Here is a 25,415-nt window from a genome sequence, read left to right on the forward strand (position 1 = left end):
GCGACATCCCGACAGACGCGGTCCCGCACCGGCGGCTCGTGCGCGCCGGACGCGGTCTTTGATTGCTTATCAGTAACTTGCGCCCGAGTTGAGTTCTCTGCTTCGTGACGCGAAGCGTTTGCCGCACGGTGTACCATGCCGTGCCTCCGAGCCGGACATCCGGGCTCGGCCTTTCATAAGGATCATGATGTCCTCTTACCGATCGGCTGCCCGCCTCCTTGCCGCGCTGCTTTCGACGTGTGTCCTCACGGCCGGCGCATCGCTTGCGCAGACCACGGTGACATCGGCTCCACCCGCCAGCTTCACGCTCGGAAACGGAATGCAGGTCGTGGTGATTCCGGACCACCGCACGCCCGTCGTCACGGAAATGATCTGGTACAAGGTCGGCTCGGCAGATGAGACGCCGGGCAAGTCCGGGCTCGCGCACTTCCTCGAGCACCTGATGTTCAAGGGTACATCGAAGCATCCGGTCGGCGAATTCTCCCAGACCGTGCTCCGCGTCGGCGGCAACGAGAACGCCTCGACCTCGGTCGACTACACCAACTACTACCAGCGCGTGCCGCGCGAGCAGTTGCCGACCATGATGGAGTTCGAGGCCGACCGCATGACCGGCCTGATCCTCAAGGACGAGAACGTGTTGCCCGAGCGCGACGTCGTGCTCGAAGAATACAACATGCGCGTCGCCAACAATCCGGACGCACGGCTGAACGAGCAGATCATGGCCGCGCTCTATCTCAACCATCCCTATGGCCGGCCGGTGATCGGCTGGCACCAGGAGATCGAGAAGCTCGATCGCGAGGATGCGCTCGCCTTCTACCGCCGCTTCTACGCGCCGAACAACGCGATCCTGGTGATCGCCGGCGACGTCGAGCCCGCCGACATCCGCCCGCTGGTCGAGCGTAATTTCGGCTCCATCCCGGCTCAACCCGCGATCCCGGCACGCCGCGTCCGCCCGCAGGAGCCGGAGCCCGCGGCGCCGCGCACCGTGACCCTGGCCGATCCGCGCGTCGAGCAACCCGGCCTGCGACGCTATTACCTGGTGCCCTCGGCGACCACGGCCGCGGCCGGCGAAAGCGCGGCCCTCGACGTGCTGGCGCAACTGATGGGCAGCGGCAGCAATTCCTATCTCTACCGCGCGCTCGTGGTCGACAAGCCGCTCGCGGTCTCCGCCAGTGCCAGCTATTCGAGCATCTCGCTCGACCCGACCCAGTTCGCGATCTCGGCTTCGCCCAAATCCGGCGTCAGCTTCGCCGAGGTCGAGCAGGTGGTCGACGGCGTCATCGCCGACATCGCGCAGAACCCGATCCGCGCCGAGGATCTCGAGCGGGTCAAGACCCAGCTCATCGCCGAGGCGATCTACGCCCAGGACAACCAGGCGGTGCTGGCGCGCTGGTATGGCGGCGCATTGACCACGGGCCTGTCGATCGAGGACATCCGGAGCTGGCCAGATCGCATCCGCGCCGTTACCGCCGAGCAGGTCCGCACCGTCGCGCAGAAATGGCTCGAGAAGAAGCGCTCGGTGACGGGCTATCTGATCAAGGACACCGGCGCCGCCAAGCGCGAGGAGAAGCGTTCGTGACCTATCCCTTCCTTCGACGTGTCTCATTCTCCCTCGTCACCGGCGCGGCACTCGCGCTTGCTACCGTCTCGCCGTCGCAGGCGGCAGCAAAGATCCAGCATCTGACCTCGCCGGGCGGCATCGAGGCCTGGTTCGTGCAGGATGCGACTGTGCCGCTGATCGCCATGGAATATTCCTTTGCCGGCGGCTCGGCCCAGGATCCCAAGGACAAGTCGGGCGTCGCCAATCTGGTCGGCGATCTCCTCGACGAAGGCTCCGGCGACCTCGACTCCAAGACTTTCCATGAGCGGCTCGACCGCCGCGCCATCGAGCTCTCCTTCAGCGCCACCCGCGACACCTTCCGCGGCAGCCTGCGCATGCTGCGCGACAACAAGGACGAAGCCTTCGACCTGCTACGGAGCGCGCTGACCTCGCCGCATTTCGAAACCGCCGATGTCGAGCGCATCCGTTCGCAGGTGATCTCGGGCCTGCGCCGCGAGACCACCAACCCGACCTCGCTGGCGAGCCGCAAATTCCTGGAGGTCGCCTTCGGCGATCATCCCTACGGTAGGCAGTCCAACGGCAACCTCGACAGCGTTCCGGCCATCACGGTCGCCGACATGAAGGATTATGTCGGCCGCGTGCTCGCCAAGGACACGCTGAAGATTGCAGTGGTTGGCGACGTGGATGCCGATACGCTCGGCAAGCTGCTCGACCACACGTTTGGCAGCCTGCCCGCCAAGGCCAATCTCGTGCCGGTCCCCGACGTCGAGGCCGCCAAGCCGCCGCAACGCGCTTTCGTGACGATCGACGTGCCCCAGACCGTGATCACCTTCGGCGGCCCCGGAGTGAAGCGCAGCGATCCGAACTTCATGGCGGCCTATGTTGTCAACCACATCCTCGGCGGCGGCGGGTTGTCCTCGCGGCTCTATCGCGAGGTGCGCGAGAAGCGCGGACTGGCCTATTCGGTGTTCGAATCGCTGCTCTGGATGGAGCATTCGGCGGTCTTCATCGGCAACACCGGCACCCGCGCGGACCGCGCCGGCGACACTAACGACGCCATCGACACGGAAGTGCGCCGGATCGCCGAGGAAGGCCCGACGCAGAAGGAGCTCGACGAGGCCAAGTCCTACCTCAAGGGCTCGCAGATGCTGGCGCTCGACACCTCCTCGAAGCTCGCGCAGGCGCTGCTGCAATATCAGCAGGACAAGCTGCCGATCGACTATATCGAGAAGCGCAACGCCGTCGTGGATGCGGTCACAATGGACGACGCCAAGGCGGCCGCAAAGCGCCTCTGGGGCCAGGGCCTCCTGACCGTCGTCGTCGGCCGCGCTCCGCAGGCCGCGGCGCAACCCGCAGCCGCACCGGCGACGAAGTCGAACTGACGTCTTCCATACGCTTCCTGAAATGGCCGGGCTCGCCCGGCCATTTGCATTTCGGGGCGCCATTGCCGAACTTGGGCGTCCGGGATATGTCCGGGCATCACGAATGGTGCCACCATGCTGCGGATATCCCGCGATCTCGTCATCGACGAGGACGACATCGAGATCGGCTTCGTCCGCGCCTCCGGCCCGGGCGGGCAGAACGTCAACAAGGTGGCGACCTCGGCGCAATTGCGCTTCGACACGCGGAAGCTGACGCTTCCGGAGGATGCCGCGCTGCGCCTCGCCCGGCTCGCAGGGCAGCGCATGACCAAGGACGGCGTCATCGTGATCCAGGCCCAACGCTTCCGCACCCAGGAGCGCAACCGCCAGGACGCCATCGACCGCCTTACGGAGATGCTCGGAGAAGCCATGATCCGGCCGAAGCCGCGGCGCGCGACAAAGCCGACCTTTGGCTCCAAGCAGCGCCGGCTCGAGGGCAAGAAACACCGCAGCGACATCAAGTCGAAGCGCGGGCGCGGTTTCGACGACTAGCAGAGACTGCAAAAGAACTCCGGCCGCAGGGCGACCGGAGTTCTGCCGTCTCACTCCATTGGCTAGTAGCGCTTGCCCGTGGCTGCACCGCCCGGCGCGGAATCGTCGGCGGTCCCTTTGTGTGCAGCACTGCCCGTGGTGCCAACCGTGCCCCTGGTGCCCTTCGTCGGCTTCATGCCCGTCGTCTCGCCCGCCGTGCCCGGCTGGGCGTTCATCTCCTCGTCGCCGCCGCCCATCGTGCTGCCTTGCATGGGTTTGCTTTGCACGGTGCCGCTAGGCTTGGCGCCAGACGACGTACCTTGCGCGAGAACAGGTGTCACAATGAGGGCCGAGACGGCGCATGCGATTGCGGAGGTCTTCACCAACTTCATCCATTTCTCCTGGATTTTCGCGATGATCGGTTCGGCGGCTTGATGCGCCGTCCGCCTGAGCCGAACCAATCCATCGCGTTACGAGCTCGAACGGCGCGACCGCAATGCAACCTGTCTCGTGTGGTGATCGTTTAGGGATTTGACGGCGGTTTCGCGGAATTGTCTTCCGCATATACGGCAGCGCGGAACAACGCACCCGCGTGCACCTCCGCACGCAGCGAAACAGCCCGCTACTACCACCGCATGTTTTGCCGCGCCTAGAGTTTGCGCACGCTGAATTGACGTGGACGGGCGGACTTTTGACGATGCGCGCGATCGTGCTGGGATTGTGCACCGCGATGGTGCTGGTGCGGGTGGCCGAGGCGCAGATGCCCTTGCCGGCTGCAAAGCCGCCGGATGGCGCAACACTGTTCAAGCAGCAATGCGCGGTGTGCCACACCACGAACCTGTCAGAACCGGTGCGGCAGGGTCCGCCGCTGGTCGGGATCGTCGGGCGGCCCGCCGGCAAGGTCGAAGGCTTTCACTATTCAGAGCCCCTCGCAAAAGCAGCCTTCGCCTGGGACGAGACGAAGCTCGACGCATGGCTGACCAATCCGCAAGCCGTGATTCCCGGCGTGGTCATGGTCTACCGGCAGGCGAAGCCGGAGACGCGCGCCGCCATCATCGCCTTTCTTAAGGAGCAGAACTGAATGGCAAAGCCGGCCCATTCCATGATCCGCGCACTCGACGAGGCGCGCTCACTCGACTTCTACAGACGGGCCTTTAGCCTGGAAGTCACCGAGCGTCTGAAGTTCGCAGACTTTGCCCTGATCTATCTGCGTCACCCCTCCTCACCCTTCGAGTTGGAGCTGACGGTCAATTTCGATCGCAAGGAGCCGTATGCGCTCGGCGACGGCTACGGACATCTCGCCGTGGTGGTCGAGGATCTCGATGCCGAACATGCCCGCTTCGAGCGCGAGAAGCTCGCACCGGGTCAGCTGCGCGACTTCAAGCACGACGGCAAAACGCTGGCGCGCTTCTTCTTCGTCAGCGATCCCGACGGCTACAAGATCGAGGTGATCCAGCGCGGCGGACGTTTCAACTGATCGAATCACAAGAATTCCAATCCCAAAAAATCGAAGGAGGAATGCCATGAGAGAAGTCGATCGTCGAAGCAAGCACAGCCGCCGCGTCTTTCTCAAGGGCGCCGCGACCGCCGTGCCGGTCGCGGCAGTCGCGACCAGCGTCGCCGTCAGCATCGAGGGCGCATGGGCTGACGAGACAAGCGCGCTTTCGCCCGCGACGATGAAGACGCTGCTGAAGGTCGCACGCGATATCTATCCGCACGACGTCCTCGGCGACAGCTATTACATCACCGCGATCAAGCCGTGGGACGGCAAGGCGGCGAAGGATCCCGCCGTCAAGTCGCTGATCAGCGACGGCATCACACGGCTCGATCAGAATGCGCGTGATCGCCACAAGGTGGCTTACGCTGAAGTGCCCTGGGAAGCCGATCGCGTGGTGCTGTTGAAGGAGATCGAGCAGAGCGACTTCTTCCAGAAGGTGCGCGGCGACCTCATCGTCTCTCTCTACAACCAGAAGGAGGTCTGGCCGCGGTTCGGCTACGAGGGCTCCTCCGCCGAGCACGGCGGCTACATCAACCGCGGCTTCGCAGACATCGACTGGCTGCCGAAGGCTTAAGGCCCACCCAACGGTTCAGGAGAACGCATATGGCAAAATTCGATCTGAACGACTCCGGCGTTGTGGTGATCGTCGGCTCCGGTGCCGGCGGCGGCACGCTGGGCAACGAGCTTGCGCAGAAGGGCGTCAAGGTGGTCATCCTCGAAGCTGGCCCCCGCATCGAAAATCAGGACTTCGTCAACGACGAGTGGGAGAGCTTCTCTCAGCTCGCCTGGACCGATGCGCGCACCACATCCGGAACATGGCGCGTCGCAAAAGACTTCTCGGGTCTTCCCGCCTGGATCGTCAAGGCGGTCGGCGGCTCGACCACACATTGGGCCGGCGCATCGCTGCGGTTCGACGAGCACGAGTTCAAGGTGAAGAGCACTTACGGCGGACTTCCCGGCGCCAACCTGCTGGACTGGCCGGTCACGCTTGCCGAGATGGAGCCGTGGTACGCCAAGGCCGAGAACAAGATGGGGGTGACCCGCACCAACGGCATTCCCGGGCTTCCCGGCAACAATAACTTCAAGGTGCTGGAGGCGGGCGCAAAGAAGCTCGGCTACAAGACTGTGCATACCGGCAACATGGCGATCAACAGCCAGCCACGCGACGGCCGCGGCGCCTGTCAGCAGATCGGCTTCTGCTTCCAGGGCTGCAAGTCCGGCGCGAAATGGTCGACGCTCTACACCGAGATCCCCAAGGGCGAGGCGACCGGCAATCTCGAGGTCCGTCCCGCGAGCATGGCGGTCAAGATCGAGCATGACGCAGGCGGCAAGGTCACCGGCGTGGTGTACGCCGACCAGACGGGCGCGATGCAGCGCCAGAAGGCCCGGATCGTTGCGGTGGCCGGCAATTCGATCGAAAGCCCGCGGCTGCTGTTGAACAGCGCATCCACGATGTTTCCCGACGGCCTCGGCAACTCATCGGGCCAGGTCGGCCGCAACTACATGCGCCACATGACCGGCAGCGTCTACGCCGTCTTCGAGAAATCGGTGCACATGTATCGCGGCACCACCATGGCCGGCATCATCCGCGACGAGGCCGCAAATAATCCGAAGCGCGGCTTCGTCGGCGGCTACGAGATGGAGACACTGTCGATCGGCCTGCCCTTCATGGCGGCGTTCCTCAACCCCGGCGCCTGGGGACGTCCGTTCACCGCAGCGCTCGACGGTTATCCCAGGATGGCCGGCATGTGGCTGGTCGGCGAGGACATGGCGCAGGAGACCAACCGCATCACGCTCGATCCGACCGTGAAGGACAAGTTCGGCCAGCCGGTCGCAAGCGTGCACTTCGACGATCATCCCAACGATCTCGCGATGCGCGCGCACGCGTACAAGCAGGGCGCTGCGGTCTACGATGCCGTCGGAGCCACCGTGAGTTATCCGACACCGCCCTATCCCAGCACGCACAATCTCGGTACCAACCGGATGAGCGAGAAGCCCAGAGATGGCGTGGTCAACAAGTTCGGGCAAAGCCACGACGTCAAGAACCTGTTCGTCTCCGACGGCAGCCAATTCACCAGCGGCGCAGCCTGCAATCCGACGCTGACCATCGTTTCGCTGGCGATCCGGCAGGCGGATTACATTGCCGGCGCGATGCAGAAGAAAGAGATCTGACGCCCGACGTCCATCGGCTCGGAATGGAGCACACCGTTCCCTCCCCGCCATTGCGAGCGACGCGAAGCAATCCAGAATCCCACCGCGGTGACGGTCTGGATTGCTTCGTCGCAAGAGCTCCTCGCAATGACGGAGGGGCTATTCAGCCGCATCAAGAATGGGTGCGACGGCGACCTTGAAATCCCGTACCGGCGCCAAGCCCCGGGAGCGATAGATCAGGCAGGAGCAGCGCAGCAACGAGGCAAAATTGTTGACCTCGCCGTGATGGTCGAGCACCTCGTTGTAGAGCGTCGTCAGGAATTTGCCGACGCTCATGTTCTCCTTGGCCGCGATCTCCTCCAGCGTGTCCCAGAACGCCATTTCCAGACGAATCGAGGTGCAATGTCCACCGATCCGTAAGGAGCGGGTTTGGGATTCATAGTCGCGTTGGGGCTGATGCGCGAAGAGATGGCACATGGCGTCCTCCCGTCCTGTTGCCGTTTTTTCGCGATGCTACACCGCAGCCCGGTACCCCACAATCGGGACGGCAGCCGGAGATCGATCCATCCCGGTTGCGCGATTTTCTCGAACGTCCAATCCCATCAATGCGATAGACAGCCCTTTTCCCCAGCCCGCCACGTTCCTGTTGCCCAACACATGCTTTTGACGCAACACGGCCTAGAATAGCGTTCTCCGCGAATCCAGATCGAAGCCCAAGATCGAAGCCGAAAAACGAGTTTCATGCCCGTCCGCCAATTGCCAGAACAGGTCGTCAACCGCATCGCCGCCGGCGAGGTGGTCGAACGTCCCGCTAGCGTGGTCAAGGAACTGGTCGAGAACGCCATCGATGCCGGTGCGAGCCGGATCGACGTCTTTACCGATGGCGGCGGGCGCCGGCGGATCGGCATCACCGACGACGGCGGCGGCATGACCGCCAAGGACCTGTCACTGGCGGTCGAGCGTCACGCCACCTCCAAGCTCGACGACGAGGACTTGCTGCAGATCCGCACGCTCGGATTCCGCGGCGAGGCGCTGCCCTCGATCGGCTCTGTGGCGCGGCTCGCCATCACCACGCGGCACGCCGGCGAGCCGCACGCCTGGGCGCTCAATGTCGAGGGCGGCGAGAAATCCGAGATCATGCCGGCCGCGCTCGCGCATGGCACGCGGGTCGAGGTCAACGACCTCTTCTACGCGACGCCGGCGCGGCTGAAGTTCTTGAAGACCGACCGGACCGAGGCGGAAGCGATCCGTGAGGTGGTGCGGCGCTTGGCGATGGCGCGCCCCGAAATCGCCTTCACGCTCGCGGGCGAAGAGCGCGCGCCGGTGACCTGGGCTGCGGCGCTGCCCGGCGTCGCCGGTCGCCTGACCCGTCTCGGCGACATTCTGGGGGCAGAGTTCCGCAGCCATGCCATCGAGGTCCATGCCGAGCGCGAGGGCGTGGTGGTCGCCGGCTATGCCGCAGCGCCGGCGCTGACCAAAGCCAACGCGCTCGGGCAATATCTCTTCGTCAACGGCCGCCCGGTGCGCGACAAGCTGATCCTAGGGGCAGTGCGCGGGGCCTATGCCGACTATCTGCCGCGCGACCGCCATCCGGTGCTGGCGCTGTTCGTCACGCTCGATCCGCGCGAGGTCGACGCCAACGTGCATCCGGCCAAGACCGAGGTGCGGTTTCGCAACGCCGGCCTCGTCCGCGCGCTGATCGTGCACGGATTGAAGGAAGGGCTTGCACGGGAGGGCCGGCGTACGGCGGCCAATAGCGGCGAAAGTGCGCTGTCGTCGTTCCGCCCCGCATTCACGCCGCGCCCGGCAAGCTGGGACTGGCGGGCGTCGCCATCCGCCCCGGTCGCGCCGATGCCGTCATTCGACGGCTCCGCCGTGCCGGCATTTACCGAACGCGCCCAAGCGGCGTTCGACGTCGGCGCACCCAGCGCGGACGTGCGGATCGAATCCCAGCCGGTCAGTGACCTGGTCGACCGCCCGCTCGGCGCTGCGCGCACCCAGATCCACGAGACCTATATCGTCTCGCAGACCCGCGATGGCTTGATCATCGTCGACCAGCACGCCGCGCATGAACGCATCGTCTACGAGCGGCTGAAAGCCTCGCTGGCGGAGAACGGCGTGCAGCGGCAGATCCTGCTGATCCCCGAGATCGTCGAGATGGACGAGGCCACGGTGGAGCGCCTGCTCGAGCGCAGCGAGGAGCTGGCGTCATTTGGCCTCGCGGTCGAATCCTTCGGCCCCGGCGCAGTCGCGGTGCGCGAGACGCCGTCCCTGCTCGGCAAGACCAACGCGGGCGGGCTCTTGCGCGATCTTTCCGAGCATATGGCCGAGTGGGACGAGGCGCTGCCTCTGGAGCGCCGCCTGATGCACGTCGCCGCCACCATGGCCTGCCACGGCTCGGTGCGCGCCGGCCGAAGGCTGCGGCCGGAGGAGATGAACGCCCTGCTCCGCGAGATGGAGGACACCCCGAACTCCGGCCAGTGCAATCACGGCCGCCCGACCTATGTCGAGCTGAAGCTGTCGGATGTCGAGAAGCTGTTCGGGCGAAGGTAATATTCGAAGTTACGGCCGCTTCAAAAACACGAACTCCGTGTCGTCATAAGCGCGCCGCTCCAATTCCTCGAAGCCCTCCGGCGTGACGAACTGCGCAACCTTTGCCTCTTCCACGACGAGCAGCGCGCCCGGCGTCAGCCAGCCGCCGTCGCGCAAGCTCGCAAGCGCCTTCTCCGCAAACCCTTTGCCATAGGGCGGATCGAGAAACACCAGCGAGAACGGCTCGACCGGATGCGCAGGACCAAGATCGGTCGCATCGCGGCGATAGACTTTTGTCACGCCACCCAAGCCCAGCGTCTCGACATTATTCCGCAGCAGGGCGCGCGCTTCCGCGCCGTTGTCGACGAACAGCACGAATTTCGCGCCGCGTGACGACGCTTCGATGCCGAGCGCGCCGGTGCCGGCGAAGAGATCGAGCACGCGCGCATCCGCAATCGGATCGTCATAGGCGTGCACGAGGATGTTGAACACGGACTCGCGCAGGCGGTCCGCCGTGGGGCGGATGTCGCGCGAGGACGGTGAGGCCAGATTGCGCCCCTTCAAGCGACCGCCGACGACGCGCAACCTCAGTCCTCCTTCGGCGCCAGATCGCGCTTGCCGTGGTAGCCGCGCTTGGGACGGCGCGGCGGGCCGTAGCCGCTCGCCTCAGCCTCGTTACGCTCGCGCGCTTCCTCGCTGCCGGTGCGTTGCACCAGCACGCGGCGGCCCTTGCGGTCGTTGATCACGCCGCGCTTGGTCGCCGGCTTCTTCTCGCGCGGCGCGTCGTCTCCCTCATGCGAGGCAGATTTCTGCGGCACGTCGAACTGCGCGCCCGATTTCTCGATGATCTTTTCGCCGAGCTGGTCGCGCAGGACGCGGGACTTGATCTCTTCGACCTGGCCCTCGGGAACCTCGCCGAGCTGGAACGGGCCGTAGGAGACCCGGATCAGCCGGTTCACCTCGAGTCCGAGATGAGCGCAGACGTTGCGCACTTCGCGGTTCTTGCCCTCGCGGATCGCGAAAACCAGCCAGACATTGGCGCCCTGGTCACGCTCCAGCGTGGCGTCGATCGGACCGTATTTGATGCCCTCGATCTCGATGCCGTTCTTGAGCTCGTCGAGCTGCGCCTGCGTGACATCGCCATGGGCGCGGACACGGTAGCGGCGCAGCCAGCCGGTGTCCGGCAGCTCGAGCGTGCGCGCGAGCCCGCCATCATTGGTGAGCAGCAGCAGGCCCTCGGTGTTGAAGTCGAGCCGGCCGATCGAGATCAACCGCGGCAGGCCTTCGGGCAAATTGTCGAACACGGTCGGACGCCCCTCGGGATCGTCATGGGTCGTCATCAGGCCGCGCGGCTTGTGATAGAGGAACAGCCGCGTGCGCTCGCGCTCCGGCAACGGCTTGCCGTCGATGGTGACGACATCGTTCGAGGTGATGTCGAGCGCAGGCGAATTGATCACCCGGCCGTTGACGCTGACGCGGCCCTGCGTGACCATCTCCTCGGCGTCGCGGCGCGAGGCAAGGCCAGCGCGCGACAGCACCTTGGCGATACGCTCGCCGGCCTTCTTCGGCTTGACCTCTTCCTCGCGGCGCGGCCGCCGCTCGGAATCACGATCGCGCTCGCGATAGGCGCCGCGACCACCGAAGGCCGGACGCTTCTCGAAGATCCTGCTCTCGTCTTCGTTTTCGCGGCGTGGACGATCGCCGGAACGCTCTTCGCTGCGGGGATGCTCATGCCAGTCGGAGCGGCCCTCGGAACGCTCGCGCGGACGATCGAATTTCGGGCGATCACCGCCGCGATCGAACCTCGGACGATCATCGCGCGGACGATCGAACTTGGGACGATCGAATTTGGGGCGCTCGCGGAACGGACGGTCACCCGATGTGCGATCGTCGCGCGAACGCGAAAAGCGCGGACGGTCGTCGCCGCCGCCTTGCCGATCATCGCGCTTCTGCCAGGGCTTGTCCTGACCGCGGTCGCTGCCGCCGAAATCCTTGCGCGGACCCTTGCTGAAGTCCTTGCGCGGCGGCCGGTCGCCGCGCGGGGCCGCATCGCGCTTCTGCCAAGGTTTCGAATCGCTGCGCTCGCTGCGATTGCGGTCCGGTGCGCCGCGCGAAAACTTCCGCTCGCCGTCGAACTTGCGTTCCGGACGGTCGCCACGCGGCGCGTAAGGTCGTTTGTCGCCAAACTTCGCGTCACCGGTTCGGCCGGCCGGACGGGAATCGTCGCGATCCCTGCGCGGCGGACGGTCGTCACGCCCATAGGACGGGCGATCACCGCGCGGCTTGAACGGCCGCTTGTCGCCATCGCGCGAGGGGCGATCAGAAAATGGGCGGTCGCCACGGGGCTTGAACGGGCGCTTCTCGCCGTCGCGCGACGGACGATCGGAAAACGGACGGTCTTCACGCGGCTTGAAGGGACGATCGCCACGCGGCTTGAAGCTGCGCTCGCCACGATCCTCGCCGCGCGGCCGGTCTTCACGCGGCCGGTCTTGGCGCGGCCGGTCTTCGCGATTGAACTTCGGGCGGTCGCTGAAGTCGCGGCGCGGGGCATCGCCCTCCTCGCGGCGGCGGAAGGGACGGCTGTCGCGGTCGCCGCGGGGCGGGCGGGCGTCGCCTTTGTCCCCGGGAGGGCCGCGCTTGGCGAACTTCTTGTCGGGTCCGCGTGGCTTGCCGGAGCGGCCCTTGGCGGGGCCTCCCTTGGCCGGGCCGCGATCACGCCGGCCGCGGGAATCGTTGTCTTTGTCGCTGTCGCGAGGCATGAATAATCTCACTCAGGGGGTGGCCAGAAAGCATTGTGCGCGCTCGTCTCGAGCCGCATGCTCAGGCAAATTCGGTAAGCACTTCTGCTGAAGGCGCAGCTACTAGCAGGTTTCTCGCGATGATACGAGGCTTGAAAGCCCCCTCTTTCATGGATTTGGCGCTCAAAACCGCCGAAAACGCCGGAAAGGCGGGCGAAGTTCCGATCGGATGCGTCGTGGTCCGCAATTACGAGGTCATCGCCACCGCGGCGAACCGGACGCTGACGGACTACGACCCCACGGCTCATGCCGAGATTGTTGCGCTGCGCGAGGCGGCCAAAAAGATCGGCAGCGAGCGCCTGGTCGACTGCGACCTCTACGTGACGCTGGAGCCGTGCACCATGTGTGCGGGCGCGATCTCGTTTGCAAGGGTGAGGCGGCTCTATTACGGCGCCGCCGACCCCAAGGGCGGCGCGGTTGAATCAGGCGTGCGGTTCTTCACCTCGCCGACCTGCCATCACGTCCCGGATGTCTATTCCGGGGTCGGCGAAAGCGAGGCGGCGCGGATGCTCAAGGACTTCTTTCGCGAGCGGCGCTAGGTCGCCGCGCACCGCTGTCATGCCCCGCGAAGGCGGGGCATCCAGTACGCCGCAGCTTATCGATTCAACAAGCACCGTCTCGGAATACTGGATCGCCCGGTCAAGCCGGGCGATGACAGTTGGGCCTAAGCCGAGAAGAACTCGCGCAACGCCTTGGCGGTGACATCGGGGTTCTCCTCGGTGAGGAAGTGCCCGGAATCCACGGGCTGGCCTTCAACGTTGGTCGCCCATTGCTTCCAGATGTCGAGCGGGGTGGCGGCGGCTTGCGCCACGCCTGCACTGCCCCACAGCGCCAGCATGGGAATGGTGATCTTCTTGCCGGCCTCGAAATCGGCCTTGTCGAGATCGTAGTCGAAATAGGCGCCGGCGCGATAATCCTCGCACATCGCATGGACGCGGGCGGGATCGCGGAACGGGGCGATGTAGTGGTCGAGCGCGCGCTCGTCGATGGCCTCCAGCGTCTTCGATTTGGTCTGGCTCGCCATCTTGAAGCGCAGGAAGAACTCGCCATTGCTCGAGATCAGTGTTTCCGGCAACGGGGCCGGCTGCGCCAGAAAAGTCCAGTGATAGATCTTCAGCGCGTAGGCGCGGTTCATTCGCTCCCAGTAATTATAGGTCGGCAGGATATCGAGCACGGCAAGCTTCGACAGCCGGCCGGGATGATCGAGCGCCAGCCGGTACGAGACGCGGCCGCCGCGATCGTGGCCGGCGAGCGCGAAGTGCACGTGGCCGAGTTGCTCCATCGCCTCGACCATGGCCTTCGCCATCGCCCGCTTGCTGTAGGGGATGTGCAGCGCGTCGCTCTCGGGCATGTCGGACCAGCCATAGCCGGGCAGATCGGCGATGATCAGCGTGAACCGGTCGGCCAGTTGCGGCGCGACGCGGTGCCACATCACGTTGGTCTCGGAGAAGCCGTGCAGCAGCAACAGCGGCGGTCCCTTGCCGCCGACGCGGGCGAAGATGCGGCCGAAGGAGGTGTTGATCCATTCGGAGGCGAAGCCGGGATAGAGGTCGGCAAGATCGGACATCTTCTGCATCCTTATCTGTCAGCGCGGGATCCGCTCGGTCTTGAGAATGCCCCAAAACAAAAAGTCGAAAAACAACCCCATGCACAGTAGCTAAGTTCAACAGCCGCCTACACAATTTCGGAGTGCCGTCGGGCGGGGCCGCTCATTGCGCGCGCGTGCGAAAAAAGCCTGTCAGCGCTCGCTCAGCTCTTGGCCTTCTCGGCGTCCACCGCCTGCCAGCCGATGTCGCGGCGGCAAAAACCTTCCGGCCAGTTGATGCGGTCGACGGCCTGATAGGCGCGCACCTGCGCCTCCGTCACGGTCTTGCCGAGCGCGCAGACATTGAGCACGCGGCCGCCATTGGCGAGGATCGCGCCGTCCTTCTCGACCGTGCCGGCGTGGAAGATCTCGGCGGTCTCGACCTCTGAGGCGTCATCGAGCCCCTCGATCCGCGTGCCTTTCTGGTAGTCGCCGGGATATCCCTTCGCCGCCATCACCACCGTGAGCGCGGAGTCCGGGTGCCAGCGGAGGTCAAAGTTCTTCAGCTGCCCGTCGCAGGCGGCGAGGAAGGCCGGCACGATGTCCGACATCATCCTGAGCATCAGCACCTGGCACTCGGGATCGCCGAAACGCACGTTGAACTCGAACAGTTTTGGCCCTTGCGTCGTCAGCATGATCCCGGCGTAGAGGATGCCGCGAAACGGCGTGCCGCGCTGCTTCATGCCGGATACCGTCGGCAGGATGATCTTGGCCATGATCGCGTCGTGGATCGCCGGCGTCACCAGCGGCGTCGGCGAATAGGCGCCCATGCCGCCGGTGTTCGGACCGACGTCGTGGTCGAACACGCGCTTGTGGTCCTGCGCGGACGCCAGCGGAATCGCGGTCTCGCCGTCGCACAGCGCGAAGAAGCTGATCTCGCGGCCCGGCAGAAACTCCTCAATCACGACCTCGGCGCCGGCGTCGCCAAAGGCACCCTCGAACATCATGGCGATGGCGTCCTCGGCCTCGCGCACGGTCTTGGCGACGACGACGCCCTTGCCGGCGGCGAGACCGTCGGCCTTGACCACGATCGGCGCGCCCTGGCTCTGGACGTAGGCACGCGCATCGGCGGCGTCGGTGAATCGCTCATAGGCGCCGGTCGGAATGCCGAATTCGGTGCAGAGCGCCTTGGTAAAGCCCTTGGAGCTTTCGAGCTGGGCGGGGATCCTGTTCGGCCCGAACGCCTTGATGCCGGCCGCGGTGAGGTCATCGACGATCCCGGCGGCCAGCGGCGTCTCCGGGCCGACCACCACGAGCTCGACCGCATTCTTTTTGCAGAAGTCGATCACGGCGGCATGGTCGGCGACATCGAGCGCCACGCATTCCGCCTCGCGCGCGATCCCGGCATTGCCCGGCGCGCACCAGAATTTGGTCACCAGGGGAGAGGCTGCGATCTTCCACGCCAGGGCATGTTCGCGGCCGCCGGAACCGAGCAGGAGAATGTGCATCGAAGGCTCAGAAATGAGGGGCTTGCTGGGGGCGGAGGTCGCATGAATCGGGGTGGGGCTCAAGGGGAAATCAAATTACACCAGCAGTTGAAAGCCCTCACTTCGCGTGATTGTTCAGCCTCGGAGATCGCGCGCTTCCTGCAAACCGTTCTTTCAACTCAGGATAGAAGGCTATACGCTTCGCCCATGAGGAGAGGCAATATCGCATGAGAGTCCATTTTGAACGAGCTCTATCGAATATCATAAAACATGGCGACACAGACATCTTTCCGTACCCCATCGAGAATCTTCTGTTTTTCGATAAGAAAGCCGACACACTCAATCTGCTCTTAGAAATCGACAAGGACTTTGAGGAGAACCTAGCAAGATTTCCGCCCGCCAATCACAACGCCCTAGCCCCGATCAGCTATACTGGGTTTCGTTGGGCATCTCAGATTGATCCATTATGGAATGCCTATTTCCTTGGACTGGTTATTTCGATCTCCGAGGAAATCGAAAGAGCGCGCATCCCCAAGGCCGATAAGTCAGTCTTTTCATATCGAATCGATTGGGAAGAAAGCAACGCCACCCTTTTCGACAGGGACTACAATTGGCGCTCATTCATGGAGCATTCGATCGATCTCGCTAGAGACAGCAAGTTTGTGGTGGTGTGCGACATTTCAGAGTTCTACCCCCGCCTCAATCATCATCGACTTGAGAACGCTCTGAAGCAACTTGCCGTAAGAGGAAACCAACCATCCAAGATTATGCGCTTCCTTTCAAATTTCTCCCACACCTACTCTTTCGGCATTCCTGTTGGCGGCCCTGCATCCAGGATACTCTCGGAGCTGCTCCTGAACCAAATAGACCGCTTGCTAAGAGCCGAAGGAATCCGCTTCTGCCGATTTGCCGACGATTATCATCTGTTTGCCGAAAACTATGAGGGCGCTTTCAAAAATTTTCTCTTCTTATCCGAAAAGCTACTCAACAACCAGGGATTACAGCTTCAAAAGGCTAAGACCCGAATCATGTCCGGCCACGAATTTGTATCGACTAGCCCCTTGTCTAGGGAACCAACACCGATACACGTCGACAGCCAACCACCCTCCTTACCGCCGCCAGACGGCATACCGGCGGGGTCGGAGCGACCTCCCCAAAGCCTCTTGAGTTTTTCGATACGCTTCGATCCGTATTCTCCGACAGCCCTCCAAGACTACGAAGAGCTCAAAACAGAGATTCGAAAGTACGACATCATCTCACTGCTTAAGGCAGAGCTCACGAAGAGCAGAATTCACATCAGCCTCTCAAGAAAAATTATAGCAGCAATTCGCTTTATCGATGAGGAGCAGCGCGACGATGCCGTCATATCTCTGATATCCAATGCGAACCTATTGTATCCCATCTACTCGAATGCATTGATGGTGGCGAAAGCGCTCTACACAGAATTAAGACATGAAACGCGAGAGATAATCGTCGGAAAGGTCGCTCAACTGATCACGGAGAAATCCCATGTTGTTCAGGGCGAATTAAATCTCGCCTACGCCATTCGCCTGCTCGCCGAATCGCGCGGACCGGAGCTCGAGGAACTTCTGAATAAGATCTATACTGAGACTAGAAGCTCGATTCTGCGACGCGACATCATCTTAGTTATGGCCAAATGGCGAGCTTGGTATTGGCTATCCAACTTGAGAACAGAATTTCGAACGTTAGGGGCAGCAGAAAGAAGAGCCTTCATCATCGCATCTTACGTACTCACCGACGAAGGCAAACATTGGCGAGACCACATCGAAAAAGAACTCTCGCCGTTTGAATTACTCCTGAAGAATTGGGCCTCTGAGAGGGCTCGAACACCGACATGGAGTGTACCAATTTGACGTCGGAAACTAGTTTCAGCAGGCTGAATTCCTCCACATGGGCATCTCTGACGCCGATGATGGAGCTCTACATTCGCCGAATTAACTTGGAGCTCATGGACCGAACGTTTGTCCCAATGGCGCACAACACTTCGCCTTCTCGCAGATCCTTCATCAACGAAATTGCTTTTCAAATGTTCTGTCGTTCGCTCCCCGGGCAGCAACTCGAACAGGTCGAGGCGCACTCGATTGCAGACGCGCGGCGACTAATTTTAGGACTAGAGAATGCGGACGTCGTTATTGATCCGAAAGAAGACGAAATGGACGATGCGAGGGAGCAAGCGCGCAGACTAGACTTTTACTTTCTTCAAATTGTCGCACCGGGCAGAAAATTGGAAGTGAAGCCAAGATTCGCTGGGTGCGGAATTATCGATTCTTGCGAAGGCGACGTTTATTGCGATGGGCAATTGTTTGAGATCAAGGCCGGGGACAGAAACGTTAGATCAATCGATTTGCGCCAGCTACTAGTTTATGCCGCATTGAATTATTCTGAAGGGGGACGATCTATCGACTCTATAGGCCTCTTCAACCCAAGGATAGGCACTCATTTTTCATCTAAACTGGATGAAGTGTGCGCCGAAATTTCGGGACACCCAGCGGCCGAACTTTTAGCAGAGATTGTTCAAGTCGTTTCTAGCGGAGATATTTCGCGATAGCCGATGGGACTTTGTTTTGTCGCTCAAGACGATCCCAGCGATGTCCCATCAACCCTGCTTCCCCGCAATAATCTCCTGCAACGTCGCCACATGCCGCGCGAACGCGCCCCGGCCCGCCGCCGTGGCGGTCACCGTCGTCTGCGGCTTCTTCCCCACGAACGCCTTCTCCACCGAAACGTAGCCCGCCTTGGCCAGCGTCTCGATATGAGCGCCGAGATTGCCGTCGGTGGCACCGGTGAGCTTTTTCAGCCGCGCGAATTCCAGGCCCGCCGTCGCCGGCAGCGCGTTCAGCGCGGCCATGATCTTCAGCCGCAACGGCTGGTGAATGATGTCGTCGAGCTCGGCCATCAGATCCGCCGCATCCAAAGGCCACCGAGGATCAGGCCTCCGCCATTGACGAAGGCCATCCAGAGCGGAAAGGCCTCGCCGATGTAGAAATAACCGATCAGCGTCAGCGCTGAGATGCCAACACCGATCGCCATGAAGGCATAGCCGAACCAGAGACCCGCCAGCGTATAGAACAGCATGAAGTAGAGTGGCCAGAACGTGCCCAGCTGGCGCGGGCCGAAATGGCCGATCACGCTGGTGCAGAGATAGCCGAAGGCGAAGAACAGCAGGAACAGCAGAAGCAGTCTGATGTCGAAGCCGCGACCATGGGAGTGGCGCGGCGGATTGACCAGGCGGAGCACAACCATGCCGACAACGCCGACAACATCCACGGCAACCCAGGCGTAGACGGCATAGACCGGCCAGAGCCAGGTCGCGAGATTGCCCGCGAACACCAGGACGCCCCACCAGACGGCAGCATGGCTCGCCAGCTCGTAGAGCTGCGATTGCTTCACGCGCTGGACGATGTCGTCGATATCGGCCAGCGCTGCGGACGCCTCCTTGCTGTCGATCATGACTGCCCCGCCCCGCGCGTTGCCACATCGTCGGCGACGATCGAGATCGCCTTCGGGTTGGTGACGATGCCCATGTGGTTGATGCCGTCGATGATCCTGACGTCGACCGACTGTTTGATGGCCTGCACGGTCTCCGCGTATTTATCCGAGATCATCATCTCGTCGTCGGCGCCGCCGAAGATCGTAATCGGATGCGTTACCGCCGGAAGATCGACGCGATAGCCGCGCGTCGCGAAATTGCGCGTCAGGCGGTCGGAATAGGTGGAGACGAGATACTTTGCCGAACTCGCCGGCACGGCGAGAGCGAGCACCGGAAGCTGCGCGCAGCAGTCGATGCCGAGCTTGCGCAGGGTGGCGAGCCCGAGAAAGCGGGGCAGGTCGAAATTGGCCCAGCCGCCGGCACGCGGCTTGTTGGTCGGCGCGTCATAGCCGAGGTAGGGCGCGAGCAGCACCGTGCGCACGAACATGTCCTGCATGATCGGTGTCGCGGCGACGCGCAGCGAGAAGCCGGCGCCGGCGGAATGGCCGATCAAGGTGAGCGGCAGATCCGGCGCGCTCTTGCGCAGCTCGGCGACGAAATCGACGAGGTCGTCCTCGAGCTGGCCGACATAACCGATGTCGCCGCGCGTGCCGGAGCCGCCATGGCCGCGGATGTCGAGGGCCCAGGTCTCCACCCCGCGCGAGGCGATCGCATGGGTCAGGGCATGATTGACGGTGCCGCTGGAGCCGGAGGAGCCGTGGATGAAGATCGCGCCACGGCCCGTCGCGGCTCCAATGGGGGCGTAGTGGCGGAAACCGATCCAGGTGCCGTCGCGGGCCTGAAAGCGTTCCAGGGCCGGCAGCGTGGTCCAGTCGATGCCCTTGGCGGAGTCGGAGACCGATCGCATCTCCGGCGGACGCTCCAGCGGCGTTGCAATCATCGCGGCCAGGATCAGCGCGACACCGCCGACCGCACACAAGGCCCATTTCAGTCCGCTCAAAACGCCGCGCAGCAGTCGGATTGCCATGATCCACTCCCCTCAAACTGATCAACTATAGAGAACTCTATATAACAGAGTACTCTTTTGGTCAATCCCCGGATTGGCGCGGCGCGGCGAAAATCCTTAACGTCGGGTCTGACCCCAAAATGCCGAATCGTTTGCCGATGCCGACTGCAGAGCCTCTGCTCAACACCCCCGAATTCACCGTTTCCGAGCTCTCGCAGTCCCTGAAACGGACGGTCGAGGACACCTATGGCCATGTCCGGGTCCGCGGCGAGATCTCCGGCTTCCGCGGGGCGCATTCCTCCGGCCATTGCTATTTCGCGCTCAAGGACGAGAGCGCCAAGATCGAGGCGGTGATCTGGAAGGGCGTGCACGGGCGCATGCGCTTCAAGCCCCAGGAGGGGCTCGAGGTCATCGCCACCGGCAAGCTCACGACCTATCCGGGCTCCTCGAAATACCAGATCGTGATCGAGGCGCTGGAGCCGGCCGGCATCGGCGCCCTGATGGCGCTGATGGAGGAGCGCAAGAGGAAGCTCGCCGCCGAAGGCCTGTTCGACGAAGCGCGAAAACAGCTGCTGCCGTGGCTGCCGGAGGTGATCGGCGTCGTGACCTCGCCGACCGGCGCCGTCATCCGCGACATCCTGCATCGGCTGGAGGACCGCTTTCCCCGCCATGTGCTGGTGTGGCCGGTCAAGGTTCAGGGCGAAGGCTCGGCCGAGCAGGTCGCGGCCGCGATCCGCGGCTTCAATGCGCTGCCGGAGGGCGGCAAGATTCCGCGCCCCGACGTGCTGATCGTCGCGCGCGGCGGCGGCTCGCTGGAGGATCTCTGGTCGTTCAACGAGGAGATCGTGGTGCGGGCAGCCGCCGAGAGCATGATCCCGCTGATCTCGGCGGTGGGGCATGAGACCGACATCACGCTGATCGATTTCGTCGCCGACAAGCGCGCGCCGACGCCGACGGCGGCGGCCGAGATGGCCGTGCCGGTGCGCAGCGATCTCTTCGTCGAGGTCGGCGATCTCGGGCGACGCACCCGGTCCTGCTGGCAACGCGGCCAGGAGAGCCGCCGCAGCGAGCTGCGTGCCGCCGCGCGCGCGCTGCCGGCCGCCGGCGACCTGCTGGCGATCCCGCGGCAGCGGCTGGATTCGGCGGGCGCGTCCCTGCCCCGCTGCCTCAAGGCCAACACGCATGCGCATTTCCGCAGGTTCACCGCGGCCGGCGCCAAGCTGACGCTGCGGGTGCTGCACGGCCAGATCGCGCAGGCCGATCATCGCCTCACGGTGTGCGGCGAGCGGCTCGGGCTGTCCGCGCGCTCGCTGTTGCGGCGGCGGCGCGACCGCTTTGCCGGACTTGAAGTGCGCCTGCGCGCCTCAAAGCTCTCCAATGCGCAGGCGCAGCGCAACGCGATTCACCGCCAGCGCGAGCGCACGCATCGCCTTGCCGAGCGCGCGGGTCGCGCGCTGGTGACGCTGTTGCAGCGGCTCGATGCCCGCGTCGAGAACAGCGGCAAGCTGCTCTCCGCCTTGTCCTATCGCGGCGTGCTCGCGCGCGGCTTTGCGCTGGTGCGCGACGAGGCCGGCCATCCCCTGCATTCAGCGGACGCGATCGGTCCCGGCGCAAGGGTCGAGATCGAGTTTGCGGATGGCCGTGTGGGTGCGACCGCGGATGCGGATCGGCCGGCGGCTGCAGCGAAGCGCGCGCCATCGCAAGCCAGGGCGGCGACGCAGGATTCCAAGCCCGCGCCGAAGCGCGTGGGCAAGCCGGTGGATCAGGGGAATTTGTTCTGAGGCGGAGGGCGTCGCGCCACCCTCGCCGTCATTCCCCGCCTTGTGCGCAATTGCGCACTGGAGCGGGGAATCCAGTACGCCGCGGCTTCTCCATGAATCACAGCCACCTCGGAATACTGGATCGCCCGGTCAAGCCGGGCGATGGTGAGTGTGTGGCGCGCGCATGCAGCGCCAACCTCGTCATTGCGAGCGCAGCGAAGCAATCCAGAATCTTTCCGCGGTGGGACTCTGGATTGCTTCGCTGCGCTCGCAATGACGGTGTGGCAGCAGTCCGCCTACCGGCAGGACAAGCCCGCGTCGATCGTGGTCCAGAAGCCGCAATGTTCCGGCGCACGCATTGGCGCGCCGGCATGGGCTTCGAACAGATGGGCTTCGAACAGGAAGACCGCGACGGTGAAGACGATCAGGGCGGAGGAGAACAGGACGAAGCGGTTGCGCATGGGATTGCGTTTAATCGACATCGTGGTCGAATGATGGCGTCGTTACGGGCTGAAACCGCATTGAAGCGCGATCCGTAGAGTCACGGTCGGCCATTTTCCGTGCAGGGCGGTGGTCGATGCGGGGCTGTCCGCTGTTGTTCCCAAGGGGCGGCCCCGCCTTCGCTTCTCACGAGCTACGGCGCGGCGAGCCCTCATCCCGAGCCTACCGCGCCAGCCACTCCGCGACGTCCTTCTGCGACTCCGCGCGCGCGGCCGCATCGGTGCCGAGATGGCCGTGCTCGGGTGCGGCGGCATCAAGGCTGCCGGCGAGCGCATGCAGCGGCGTGTTGGCGCGGTCGAAATCGTGATAGGCGCCGGGATAGACCACGATGCGCGCGAGCGCGCTGCGGCCATGCGCACCCTCGACCATCTGGCGACAGGACGGCGGCGACGAGACGTCGTCATTGGCGCCGATCAGCACCAGCGTCGGCACCCGCGTGCTCCAGCCAAGGCCTGCGGAAATCCTGCAGTCCGGATAGAACGCGATCGCGGCGCGGAAATCCGGGCCCGCCTCGCGCGCAAGGTTTTGCGGACGCACGGCCCAGAGCAGCGCGCTGGCGCCATTCGCCCATCCCATCAGGCTGACGCGGTCGCGCGCAACCCAACTCTGCCGCATCAACCAGGCGCGCGACGCCGCGATGTCGGTGACGCGTTCGCGCCGCGCCTTGACGTGGATCTCCTTGACGCGGCATTGCGGCCCGAGCTCGCGCGAGCCGTAGCTGTCAGGAAGCAGGACGGCGTTGCCGGACTTGAGCAGCCGCTCGGCCCATTCGCGATAACGCGGCAGCACGGAATCGGGATGGCCACCGAGACCGCCGCAGCCGTGCAGCGCGATCACGGTCGGAAACGGCCCCGCGCCCTCGGGCTTGTAGAGCTGCGCATGCAGCACGCCGGACGCCAGCGGAATCTCGACCGGCTGCGGCGCCGGCGACGCTTGCGCGGCCGAGATCAGGAACGTCAGGAACAGGGCGGTGAACGGAAGGCGCATCGAACTTTGCCGTTGGATCCTTCGCTCAAGCACTATCACGCGGAAACGGCGCCAAAACATCACAAACCGGTGGGTTTACCGGGCGGACAAGCCACCCTATCTATGCTACATCCCGTCCAACACATCGTGCCCTCCCATGTGATCCCGGAGCGGCCTTCCACGGAGACTTTCGACCGTGCTGAACAAGTTCGGCCCCTCGGGCCATGGCGAAGCGCAGGTGCAGTATCTCGACGGCGATTTCCGCGTGATCTCGCCGGGGACCTTCGTGCGCTGCGCGATCACCGATACGCGCATCCCGCTCGACGAGTTGAAATACTGGAGCGTGGACCTGCAGGAAGCCTACGCCACGCCCGCCGCCGTGCTCGAGCGGCATTACCCGGGCGCGCCCAAGCCGCAAGCCTGAGGCGGCGGACGCGCGTCTATTGCTGCTCCGCGCCATGCGTGCCCACGCAGGTTTTGATGAAACTCTTCCTGGTCTCGCCGAGGATCTTCTGATCGATCGCCTGCTTCAGACAATCCAGCCGCGCCTGCGCCATGCAGAGCTGCATCTGGTCGCGCTTGTCCTGTCCCTTCAGATTTTGCGTTGAGCTGAGGCAGGTGACGCGCTTGGTCGCCGGGACCGGCACTGTGGCGCTCGGAGCAGCGGGCGACGTCGTCTGTGCAAGCACGGGCGCAGCGATCAGACACGCAACGCTGGCGACAACAATCGCGGACGGCAGTTTCATCGAATTCTCCCGATCGGTTCGAAACCGATAGGAGCTTTGCGATGAATGTCGCGTGAATGGCGGCTGCCGTCGGCTAGCAAAGCGCAGCTTCCCTGCCCACGTAGCACGACAGGTGCAGCTTATCGCGAGGTATGGGAATGGTCCGCCGCGGCGTCGCGACGATGTTCGCGCGCGCATGAAGTGCGCGTCTCACAGCAAATATCTCCGTCATGCCGATCCACGTTGCATCGAAGAGTGCTTGCACTCCGTGGTTAGTCATTTCGCGTTGTGGTTGGATTCTTTGTTGCGATTGGCGCTCTTAGGTTGTTTGACGAAGTCTTGGTGAAACAAAGCGCCGCTATGCTTCATCTTAGGTAATTGGCCCTGCTCTTTTTATCGCACAGACAATCAAGTCGGCCAAACGGCCACTGAGCTCTGAATTGGCGCAGTCTGTGAACGGGCTCATATCGAAGAGCCATCTGTCGGGCTACGATCACCTCGAAAATTCGCGGTGGAATATCTGTAAATCGAAAATCAACGATGGGGGTGATCATGCCCACCATATTAGACCTGCTCTATCGTGAATATTGCCGCGCCCGCCTCGCTGAAATGCGGAAACAGCTTCTGATCGCAGCTGAACGCTTTGAAGCTCTCGACGCGCATCATCATCCGGATCAGGGTGACGATGAGAGGACGGACGCACAACGCAAGACCGGTCGCCGCGCGCCGAATTGAAGCGGCCCGAGACCGGCGATCTCTCCCGCGCAGCAGTGACCAAGCAGTTGGCAACAGTTTGGGAGGCAGCAATGAATACACCCGAGTACTATACCGCCATGGTAGCCTGCGTCTCGTGCCTGACCATTATCGGATTGATGGCCGTTGGGGCGTGGTGAGCATGATTGACTGCTGAACCGCAATCGCAGGCGTTCGGAGGTCGCTGGCAACGGAGGCTGGAAGGCCTTCGCCTTGCCTCGGCTTGCAAACATTATTCTTGCTGTGAGGTGAAGCGTTGCCGCCGCTTCGGTTCGACTGCGGCGGCTTCGCTTCAGATCCGGATGTCAGCTTCCGGGTGGGGTATACGAAGAACGCAGCTTCGCCGCGTTCTGGCGGACCTGCTTGATCTCGTCCTGCGTGAACAGCCGCGTCAGTTTCACGTTCTGCAGGGTGCCCGCCGTGACGGTCAGGCCGGAAATGGCCGGAGCCGCACCCGGATCAGGCACATCGAAGATCACCAAAACGCCAGGGCCGTCGGCCGCAACGCTGAACATCGAAATCAGCTTTCCGCCGGCCGCTTCGATGAGTTTTCTTGCGGCCTCCTGACGATCGGTCTTGGGGTTCTCCAAAATGGCATTGAGAGCGCGTGGTGTGTATTGTCCGGTGAGGCAAAAATGCATGGCATGTTCTCCTCTGGGTTTTTGGCAATGACTTTCCCTGCCGTTCCGAACTCGTCGTTACGGCCGCTGCATCTGAAATGATGAAGGTACTGCCCGCCGTGGGCATAAACGCCGCCGATGATTTCCGGGAGTTCGGCACGTCCCGGTGACGGCTCTCATGAAAGGTTA

The 25,415-nt window shown here is 63.5% G+C and carries 27 protein-coding genes; 14 read left to right on the forward strand and 13 right to left on the reverse strand.

Going from position 1 to position 25,415, the window contains the following annotated elements; all coding sequences use genetic code 11:
* The first annotated feature begins 184 nt into the window (after positions 1 to 184).
* From IVB45_RS32250 to arfB, 3 genes are all read left to right on the forward strand, one after another.
* On the forward strand, positions 185 to 1,579 hold the full coding sequence (locus IVB45_RS32250) for a pitrilysin family protein (protein ID WP_247284535.1): 1,395 nt from the start codon (positions 185 to 187) through the stop codon (positions 1,577 to 1,579).
* Positions 1,576 to 2,943 (forward strand): pitrilysin family protein, encoded by a 1,368-nt coding sequence (locus IVB45_RS32255; protein WP_247357957.1) that lies wholly within the window; start codon positions 1,576 to 1,578, stop codon positions 2,941 to 2,943. The genes IVB45_RS32250 and IVB45_RS32255 overlap by 4 nt, the downstream gene beginning before the upstream one ends.
* Before the next feature lie 114 nt (positions 2,944 to 3,057).
* A complete protein-coding gene (arfB, locus tag IVB45_RS32260; protein ID WP_018453479.1) occupies positions 3,058 to 3,474 on the forward strand; it encodes an alternative ribosome rescue aminoacyl-tRNA hydrolase ArfB in 417 nt (138 codons plus the stop codon).
* A 62-nt stretch (positions 3,475 to 3,536) separates the two neighbouring features.
* On the opposite strand, the gene IVB45_RS32265 is transcribed toward arfB, so the two are convergent.
* A complete protein-coding gene (locus tag IVB45_RS32265; RefSeq protein WP_247357956.1) occupies positions 3,537 to 3,845 on the reverse strand; it encodes a hypothetical protein in 309 nt (102 codons plus the stop codon).
* 305 nt (positions 3,846 to 4,150) lie between these two features.
* Between IVB45_RS32265 and IVB45_RS32270 the strand changes: the two genes are divergently transcribed.
* The 4 genes from IVB45_RS32270 to IVB45_RS32285 are packed head-to-tail and all read left to right on the forward strand — an operon-like array spanning position 4,151 to position 7,123.
* Positions 4,151 to 4,534 carry a c-type cytochrome gene (locus IVB45_RS32270; protein ID WP_247357955.1) on the forward strand — a complete coding sequence of 128 codons (384 nt, stop codon included), beginning with the start codon at positions 4,151 to 4,153 and terminating at the stop codon, positions 4,532 to 4,534.
* Positions 4,535 to 4,930 carry a VOC family protein gene (locus IVB45_RS32275; protein ID WP_247357954.1) on the forward strand — a complete coding sequence of 132 codons (396 nt, stop codon included), beginning with the start codon at positions 4,535 to 4,537 and terminating at the stop codon, positions 4,928 to 4,930.
* Between the two features lie 46 nt (positions 4,931 to 4,976).
* Positions 4,977 to 5,525 (forward strand): gluconate 2-dehydrogenase subunit 3 family protein, encoded by a 549-nt coding sequence (locus IVB45_RS32280; protein ID WP_247357953.1) that lies wholly within the window; start codon positions 4,977 to 4,979, stop codon positions 5,523 to 5,525.
* A 29-nt stretch (positions 5,526 to 5,554) separates the two neighbouring features.
* Positions 5,555 to 7,123, forward strand: a complete 1,569-nt coding sequence (locus IVB45_RS32285; protein ID WP_247357952.1) for a GMC family oxidoreductase — start codon at positions 5,555 to 5,557, stop codon at positions 7,121 to 7,123.
* A gap of 138 nt (positions 7,124 to 7,261) precedes the next feature.
* On the opposite strand, the gene IVB45_RS32290 is transcribed toward IVB45_RS32285, so the two are convergent.
* On the reverse strand, positions 7,262 to 7,579 hold the full coding sequence (locus IVB45_RS32290; protein ID WP_247357951.1) for a ribbon-helix-helix domain-containing protein: 318 nt from the start codon (positions 7,577 to 7,579) through the stop codon (positions 7,262 to 7,264).
* A 264-nt stretch (positions 7,580 to 7,843) separates the two neighbouring features.
* Here IVB45_RS32290 and mutL point away from each other — a divergent pair, with 264 nt between their 5' ends.
* Entirely contained in the window at positions 7,844 to 9,655 is a 1,812-nt protein-coding gene (mutL, locus tag IVB45_RS32295) for a DNA mismatch repair endonuclease MutL (protein ID WP_027565410.1), read from the forward strand.
* A gap of 9 nt (positions 9,656 to 9,664) precedes the next feature.
* On the opposite strand, the gene rsmD is transcribed toward mutL, so the two are convergent.
* Both rsmD and IVB45_RS32305 read right to left on the reverse strand, forming a co-directional pair.
* Entirely contained in the window at positions 9,665 to 10,219 is a 555-nt protein-coding gene (gene rsmD / locus IVB45_RS32300; RefSeq protein ID WP_247284559.1) for a 16S rRNA (guanine(966)-N(2))-methyltransferase RsmD, read from the reverse strand.
* A 2-nt stretch (positions 10,220 to 10,221) separates the two neighbouring features.
* Positions 10,222 to 12,393 carry a pseudouridine synthase gene (locus tag IVB45_RS32305; protein WP_247357950.1) on the reverse strand — a complete coding sequence of 724 codons (2,172 nt, stop codon included), beginning with the start codon at positions 12,391 to 12,393 and terminating at the stop codon, positions 10,222 to 10,224.
* A gap of 119 nt (positions 12,394 to 12,512) precedes the next feature.
* Between IVB45_RS32305 and IVB45_RS32310 the strand changes: the two genes are divergently transcribed.
* Complete coding sequence (locus IVB45_RS32310; RefSeq protein WP_247358120.1) at positions 12,513 to 12,971, forward strand: nucleoside deaminase; 459 nt, start codon at positions 12,513 to 12,515, stop codon at positions 12,969 to 12,971.
* Between the two features lie 125 nt (positions 12,972 to 13,096).
* On the opposite strand, the gene IVB45_RS32315 is transcribed toward IVB45_RS32310, so the two are convergent.
* Entirely contained in the window at positions 13,097 to 13,999 is a 903-nt protein-coding gene (locus IVB45_RS32315; protein WP_247357949.1) for an alpha/beta hydrolase, read from the reverse strand.
* Positions 14,000 to 14,181: 182 nt separating this feature from the next.
* The gene (gene purD / locus IVB45_RS32320) at positions 14,182 to 15,465 is read right to left on the reverse strand and encodes a phosphoribosylamine--glycine ligase (protein WP_247357948.1); all 1,284 of its coding nucleotides are present in this window, start codon (positions 15,463 to 15,465) and stop codon (positions 14,182 to 14,184) included.
* Between the two features lie 206 nt (positions 15,466 to 15,671).
* Between purD and IVB45_RS32325 the strand changes: the two genes are divergently transcribed.
* Positions 15,672 to 17,318 (forward strand): RNA-directed DNA polymerase, encoded by a 1,647-nt coding sequence (locus IVB45_RS32325; protein WP_247357947.1) that lies wholly within the window; start codon positions 15,672 to 15,674, stop codon positions 17,316 to 17,318.
* Positions 17,319 to 17,374: 56 nt separating this feature from the next.
* Positions 17,375 to 18,013, forward strand: a complete 639-nt coding sequence (locus IVB45_RS32330) for a hypothetical protein (protein WP_247357946.1) — start codon at positions 17,375 to 17,377, stop codon at positions 18,011 to 18,013.
* Between the two features lie 48 nt (positions 18,014 to 18,061).
* On the opposite strand, the gene IVB45_RS32335 is transcribed toward IVB45_RS32330, so the two are convergent.
* The 3 genes from IVB45_RS32335 to IVB45_RS32345 are packed head-to-tail and all read right to left on the reverse strand — an operon-like array spanning position 18,062 to position 19,922.
* Entirely contained in the window at positions 18,062 to 18,361 is a 300-nt protein-coding gene (locus tag IVB45_RS32335) for a transcriptional regulator (RefSeq protein WP_100176495.1), read from the reverse strand.
* Positions 18,361 to 18,915, reverse strand: a complete 555-nt coding sequence (locus IVB45_RS32340; protein WP_247357945.1) for a hypothetical protein — start codon at positions 18,913 to 18,915, stop codon at positions 18,361 to 18,363. The genes IVB45_RS32335 and IVB45_RS32340 overlap by 1 nt, the downstream gene beginning before the upstream one ends.
* Positions 18,912 to 19,922 carry an alpha/beta fold hydrolase gene (locus IVB45_RS32345; RefSeq protein WP_247357944.1) on the reverse strand — a complete coding sequence of 337 codons (1,011 nt, stop codon included), beginning with the start codon at positions 19,920 to 19,922 and terminating at the stop codon, positions 18,912 to 18,914. The genes IVB45_RS32340 and IVB45_RS32345 overlap by 4 nt, the downstream gene beginning before the upstream one ends.
* Before the next feature lie 137 nt (positions 19,923 to 20,059).
* Here IVB45_RS32345 and xseA point away from each other — a divergent pair, with 137 nt between their 5' ends.
* A complete protein-coding gene (gene xseA / locus IVB45_RS32350) occupies positions 20,060 to 21,682 on the forward strand; it encodes an exodeoxyribonuclease VII large subunit (protein ID WP_247357943.1) in 1,623 nt (540 codons plus the stop codon).
* A gap of 275 nt (positions 21,683 to 21,957) precedes the next feature.
* Here xseA and IVB45_RS32355 read toward each other — a convergent pair whose 3' ends face one another.
* Together IVB45_RS32355 and IVB45_RS32360 are read right to left on the reverse strand one after the other, a co-directional pair.
* Positions 21,958 to 22,143, reverse strand: coding sequence for a hypothetical protein (locus IVB45_RS32355; protein ID WP_197031108.1), 186 nt, complete (start codon positions 22,141 to 22,143; stop codon positions 21,958 to 21,960).
* A 181-nt stretch (positions 22,144 to 22,324) separates the two neighbouring features.
* On the reverse strand, positions 22,325 to 23,149 hold the full coding sequence (locus IVB45_RS32360) for a dienelactone hydrolase family protein (protein WP_247357942.1): 825 nt from the start codon (positions 23,147 to 23,149) through the stop codon (positions 22,325 to 22,327).
* A 175-nt stretch (positions 23,150 to 23,324) separates the two neighbouring features.
* Between IVB45_RS32360 and IVB45_RS32365 the strand changes: the two genes are divergently transcribed.
* Positions 23,325 to 23,552 (forward strand): DUF2093 domain-containing protein, encoded by a 228-nt coding sequence (locus IVB45_RS32365; protein ID WP_007596922.1) that lies wholly within the window; start codon positions 23,325 to 23,327, stop codon positions 23,550 to 23,552.
* A gap of 16 nt (positions 23,553 to 23,568) precedes the next feature.
* Here the strand turns inward: IVB45_RS32365 and IVB45_RS32370 are convergent, their stop codons facing one another.
* On the reverse strand, positions 23,569 to 23,874 hold the full coding sequence (locus IVB45_RS32370; RefSeq protein ID WP_247357941.1) for a hypothetical protein: 306 nt from the start codon (positions 23,872 to 23,874) through the stop codon (positions 23,569 to 23,571).
* Between the two features lie 519 nt (positions 23,875 to 24,393).
* Here IVB45_RS32370 and IVB45_RS32375 point away from each other — a divergent pair.
* Positions 24,394 to 24,588: a hypothetical protein gene (locus tag IVB45_RS32375; RefSeq protein WP_083926320.1), complete on the forward strand. Its 195-nt coding sequence runs from the start codon at positions 24,394 to 24,396 to the stop codon at positions 24,586 to 24,588.
* 323 nt (positions 24,589 to 24,911) lie between these two features.
* On the opposite strand, the gene IVB45_RS32380 is transcribed toward IVB45_RS32375, so the two are convergent.
* On the reverse strand, positions 24,912 to 25,247 hold the full coding sequence (locus IVB45_RS32380) for a GYD domain-containing protein (RefSeq protein WP_007596925.1): 336 nt from the start codon (positions 25,245 to 25,247) through the stop codon (positions 24,912 to 24,914).
* Between the last annotated feature and the right edge of the window lie 168 nt (positions 25,248 to 25,415).

It is taken from the genome of Bradyrhizobium sp. 4 (genome assembly GCF_023100905.1).
In the GTDB taxonomy this organism is placed as follows: Bacteria; Pseudomonadota; Alphaproteobacteria; order Rhizobiales; family Xanthobacteraceae; genus Bradyrhizobium.

Excerpts from the sequence above, each read along its gene's own strand:
- IVB45_RS32250 (WP_247284535.1), top strand. The coding sequence starts at position 185 with ATGATGTCCTCTTACCGATCGGCTGCCCGCCTCCTTGCCGCGCTGCTT.
- arfB (WP_018453479.1), top strand. The coding sequence starts at position 3,058 with ATGCTGCGGATATCCCGCGATCTCGTCATCGACGAGGACGACATCGAG.
- IVB45_RS32265 (WP_247357956.1), bottom strand. The coding sequence starts at position 3,845 with ATGAAGTTGGTGAAGACCTCCGCAATCGCATGCGCCGTCTCGGCCCTC.
- IVB45_RS32270 (WP_247357955.1), top strand. The coding sequence starts at position 4,151 with ATGCGCGCGATCGTGCTGGGATTGTGCACCGCGATGGTGCTGGTGCGG.
- IVB45_RS32275 (WP_247357954.1), top strand. The coding sequence starts at position 4,535 with ATGGCAAAGCCGGCCCATTCCATGATCCGCGCACTCGACGAGGCGCGC.
- IVB45_RS32280 (WP_247357953.1), top strand. The coding sequence starts at position 4,977 with ATGAGAGAAGTCGATCGTCGAAGCAAGCACAGCCGCCGCGTCTTTCTC.
- IVB45_RS32285 (WP_247357952.1), top strand. The coding sequence starts at position 5,555 with ATGGCAAAATTCGATCTGAACGACTCCGGCGTTGTGGTGATCGTCGGC.
- IVB45_RS32290 (WP_247357951.1), bottom strand. The coding sequence starts at position 7,579 with ATGTGCCATCTCTTCGCGCATCAGCCCCAACGCGACTATGAATCCCAA.
- mutL (WP_027565410.1), top strand. The coding sequence starts at position 7,844 with ATGCCCGTCCGCCAATTGCCAGAACAGGTCGTCAACCGCATCGCCGCC.
- IVB45_RS32305 (WP_247357950.1), bottom strand. The coding sequence starts at position 12,393 with ATGCCTCGCGACAGCGACAAAGACAACGATTCCCGCGGCCGGCGTGAT.
- IVB45_RS32310 (WP_247358120.1), top strand. The coding sequence starts at position 12,513 with ATGATACGAGGCTTGAAAGCCCCCTCTTTCATGGATTTGGCGCTCAAA.
- IVB45_RS32315 (WP_247357949.1), bottom strand. The coding sequence starts at position 13,999 with ATGTCCGATCTTGCCGACCTCTATCCCGGCTTCGCCTCCGAATGGATC.
- purD (WP_247357948.1), bottom strand. The coding sequence starts at position 15,465 with ATGCACATTCTCCTGCTCGGTTCCGGCGGCCGCGAACATGCCCTGGCG.
- IVB45_RS32325 (WP_247357947.1), top strand. The coding sequence starts at position 15,672 with ATGAGAGTCCATTTTGAACGAGCTCTATCGAATATCATAAAACATGGC.
- IVB45_RS32330 (WP_247357946.1), top strand. The coding sequence starts at position 17,375 with ATGATGGAGCTCTACATTCGCCGAATTAACTTGGAGCTCATGGACCGA.
- IVB45_RS32335 (WP_100176495.1), bottom strand. The coding sequence starts at position 18,361 with ATGGCCGAGCTCGACGACATCATTCACCAGCCGTTGCGGCTGAAGATC.
- IVB45_RS32340 (WP_247357945.1), bottom strand. The coding sequence starts at position 18,915 with ATGATCGACAGCAAGGAGGCGTCCGCAGCGCTGGCCGATATCGACGAC.
- IVB45_RS32345 (WP_247357944.1), bottom strand. The coding sequence starts at position 19,922 with ATGGCAATCCGACTGCTGCGCGGCGTTTTGAGCGGACTGAAATGGGCC.
- xseA (WP_247357943.1), top strand. The coding sequence starts at position 20,060 with ATGCCGACTGCAGAGCCTCTGCTCAACACCCCCGAATTCACCGTTTCC.
- IVB45_RS32355 (WP_197031108.1), bottom strand. The coding sequence starts at position 22,143 with ATGTCGATTAAACGCAATCCCATGCGCAACCGCTTCGTCCTGTTCTCC.
- IVB45_RS32360 (WP_247357942.1), bottom strand. The coding sequence starts at position 23,149 with ATGCGCCTTCCGTTCACCGCCCTGTTCCTGACGTTCCTGATCTCGGCC.
- IVB45_RS32370 (WP_247357941.1), bottom strand. The coding sequence starts at position 23,874 with ATGAAACTGCCGTCCGCGATTGTTGTCGCCAGCGTTGCGTGTCTGATC.
- IVB45_RS32375 (WP_083926320.1), top strand. The coding sequence starts at position 24,394 with ATGGGGGTGATCATGCCCACCATATTAGACCTGCTCTATCGTGAATAT.
- IVB45_RS32380 (WP_007596925.1), bottom strand. The coding sequence starts at position 25,247 with ATGCATTTTTGCCTCACCGGACAATACACACCACGCGCTCTCAATGCC.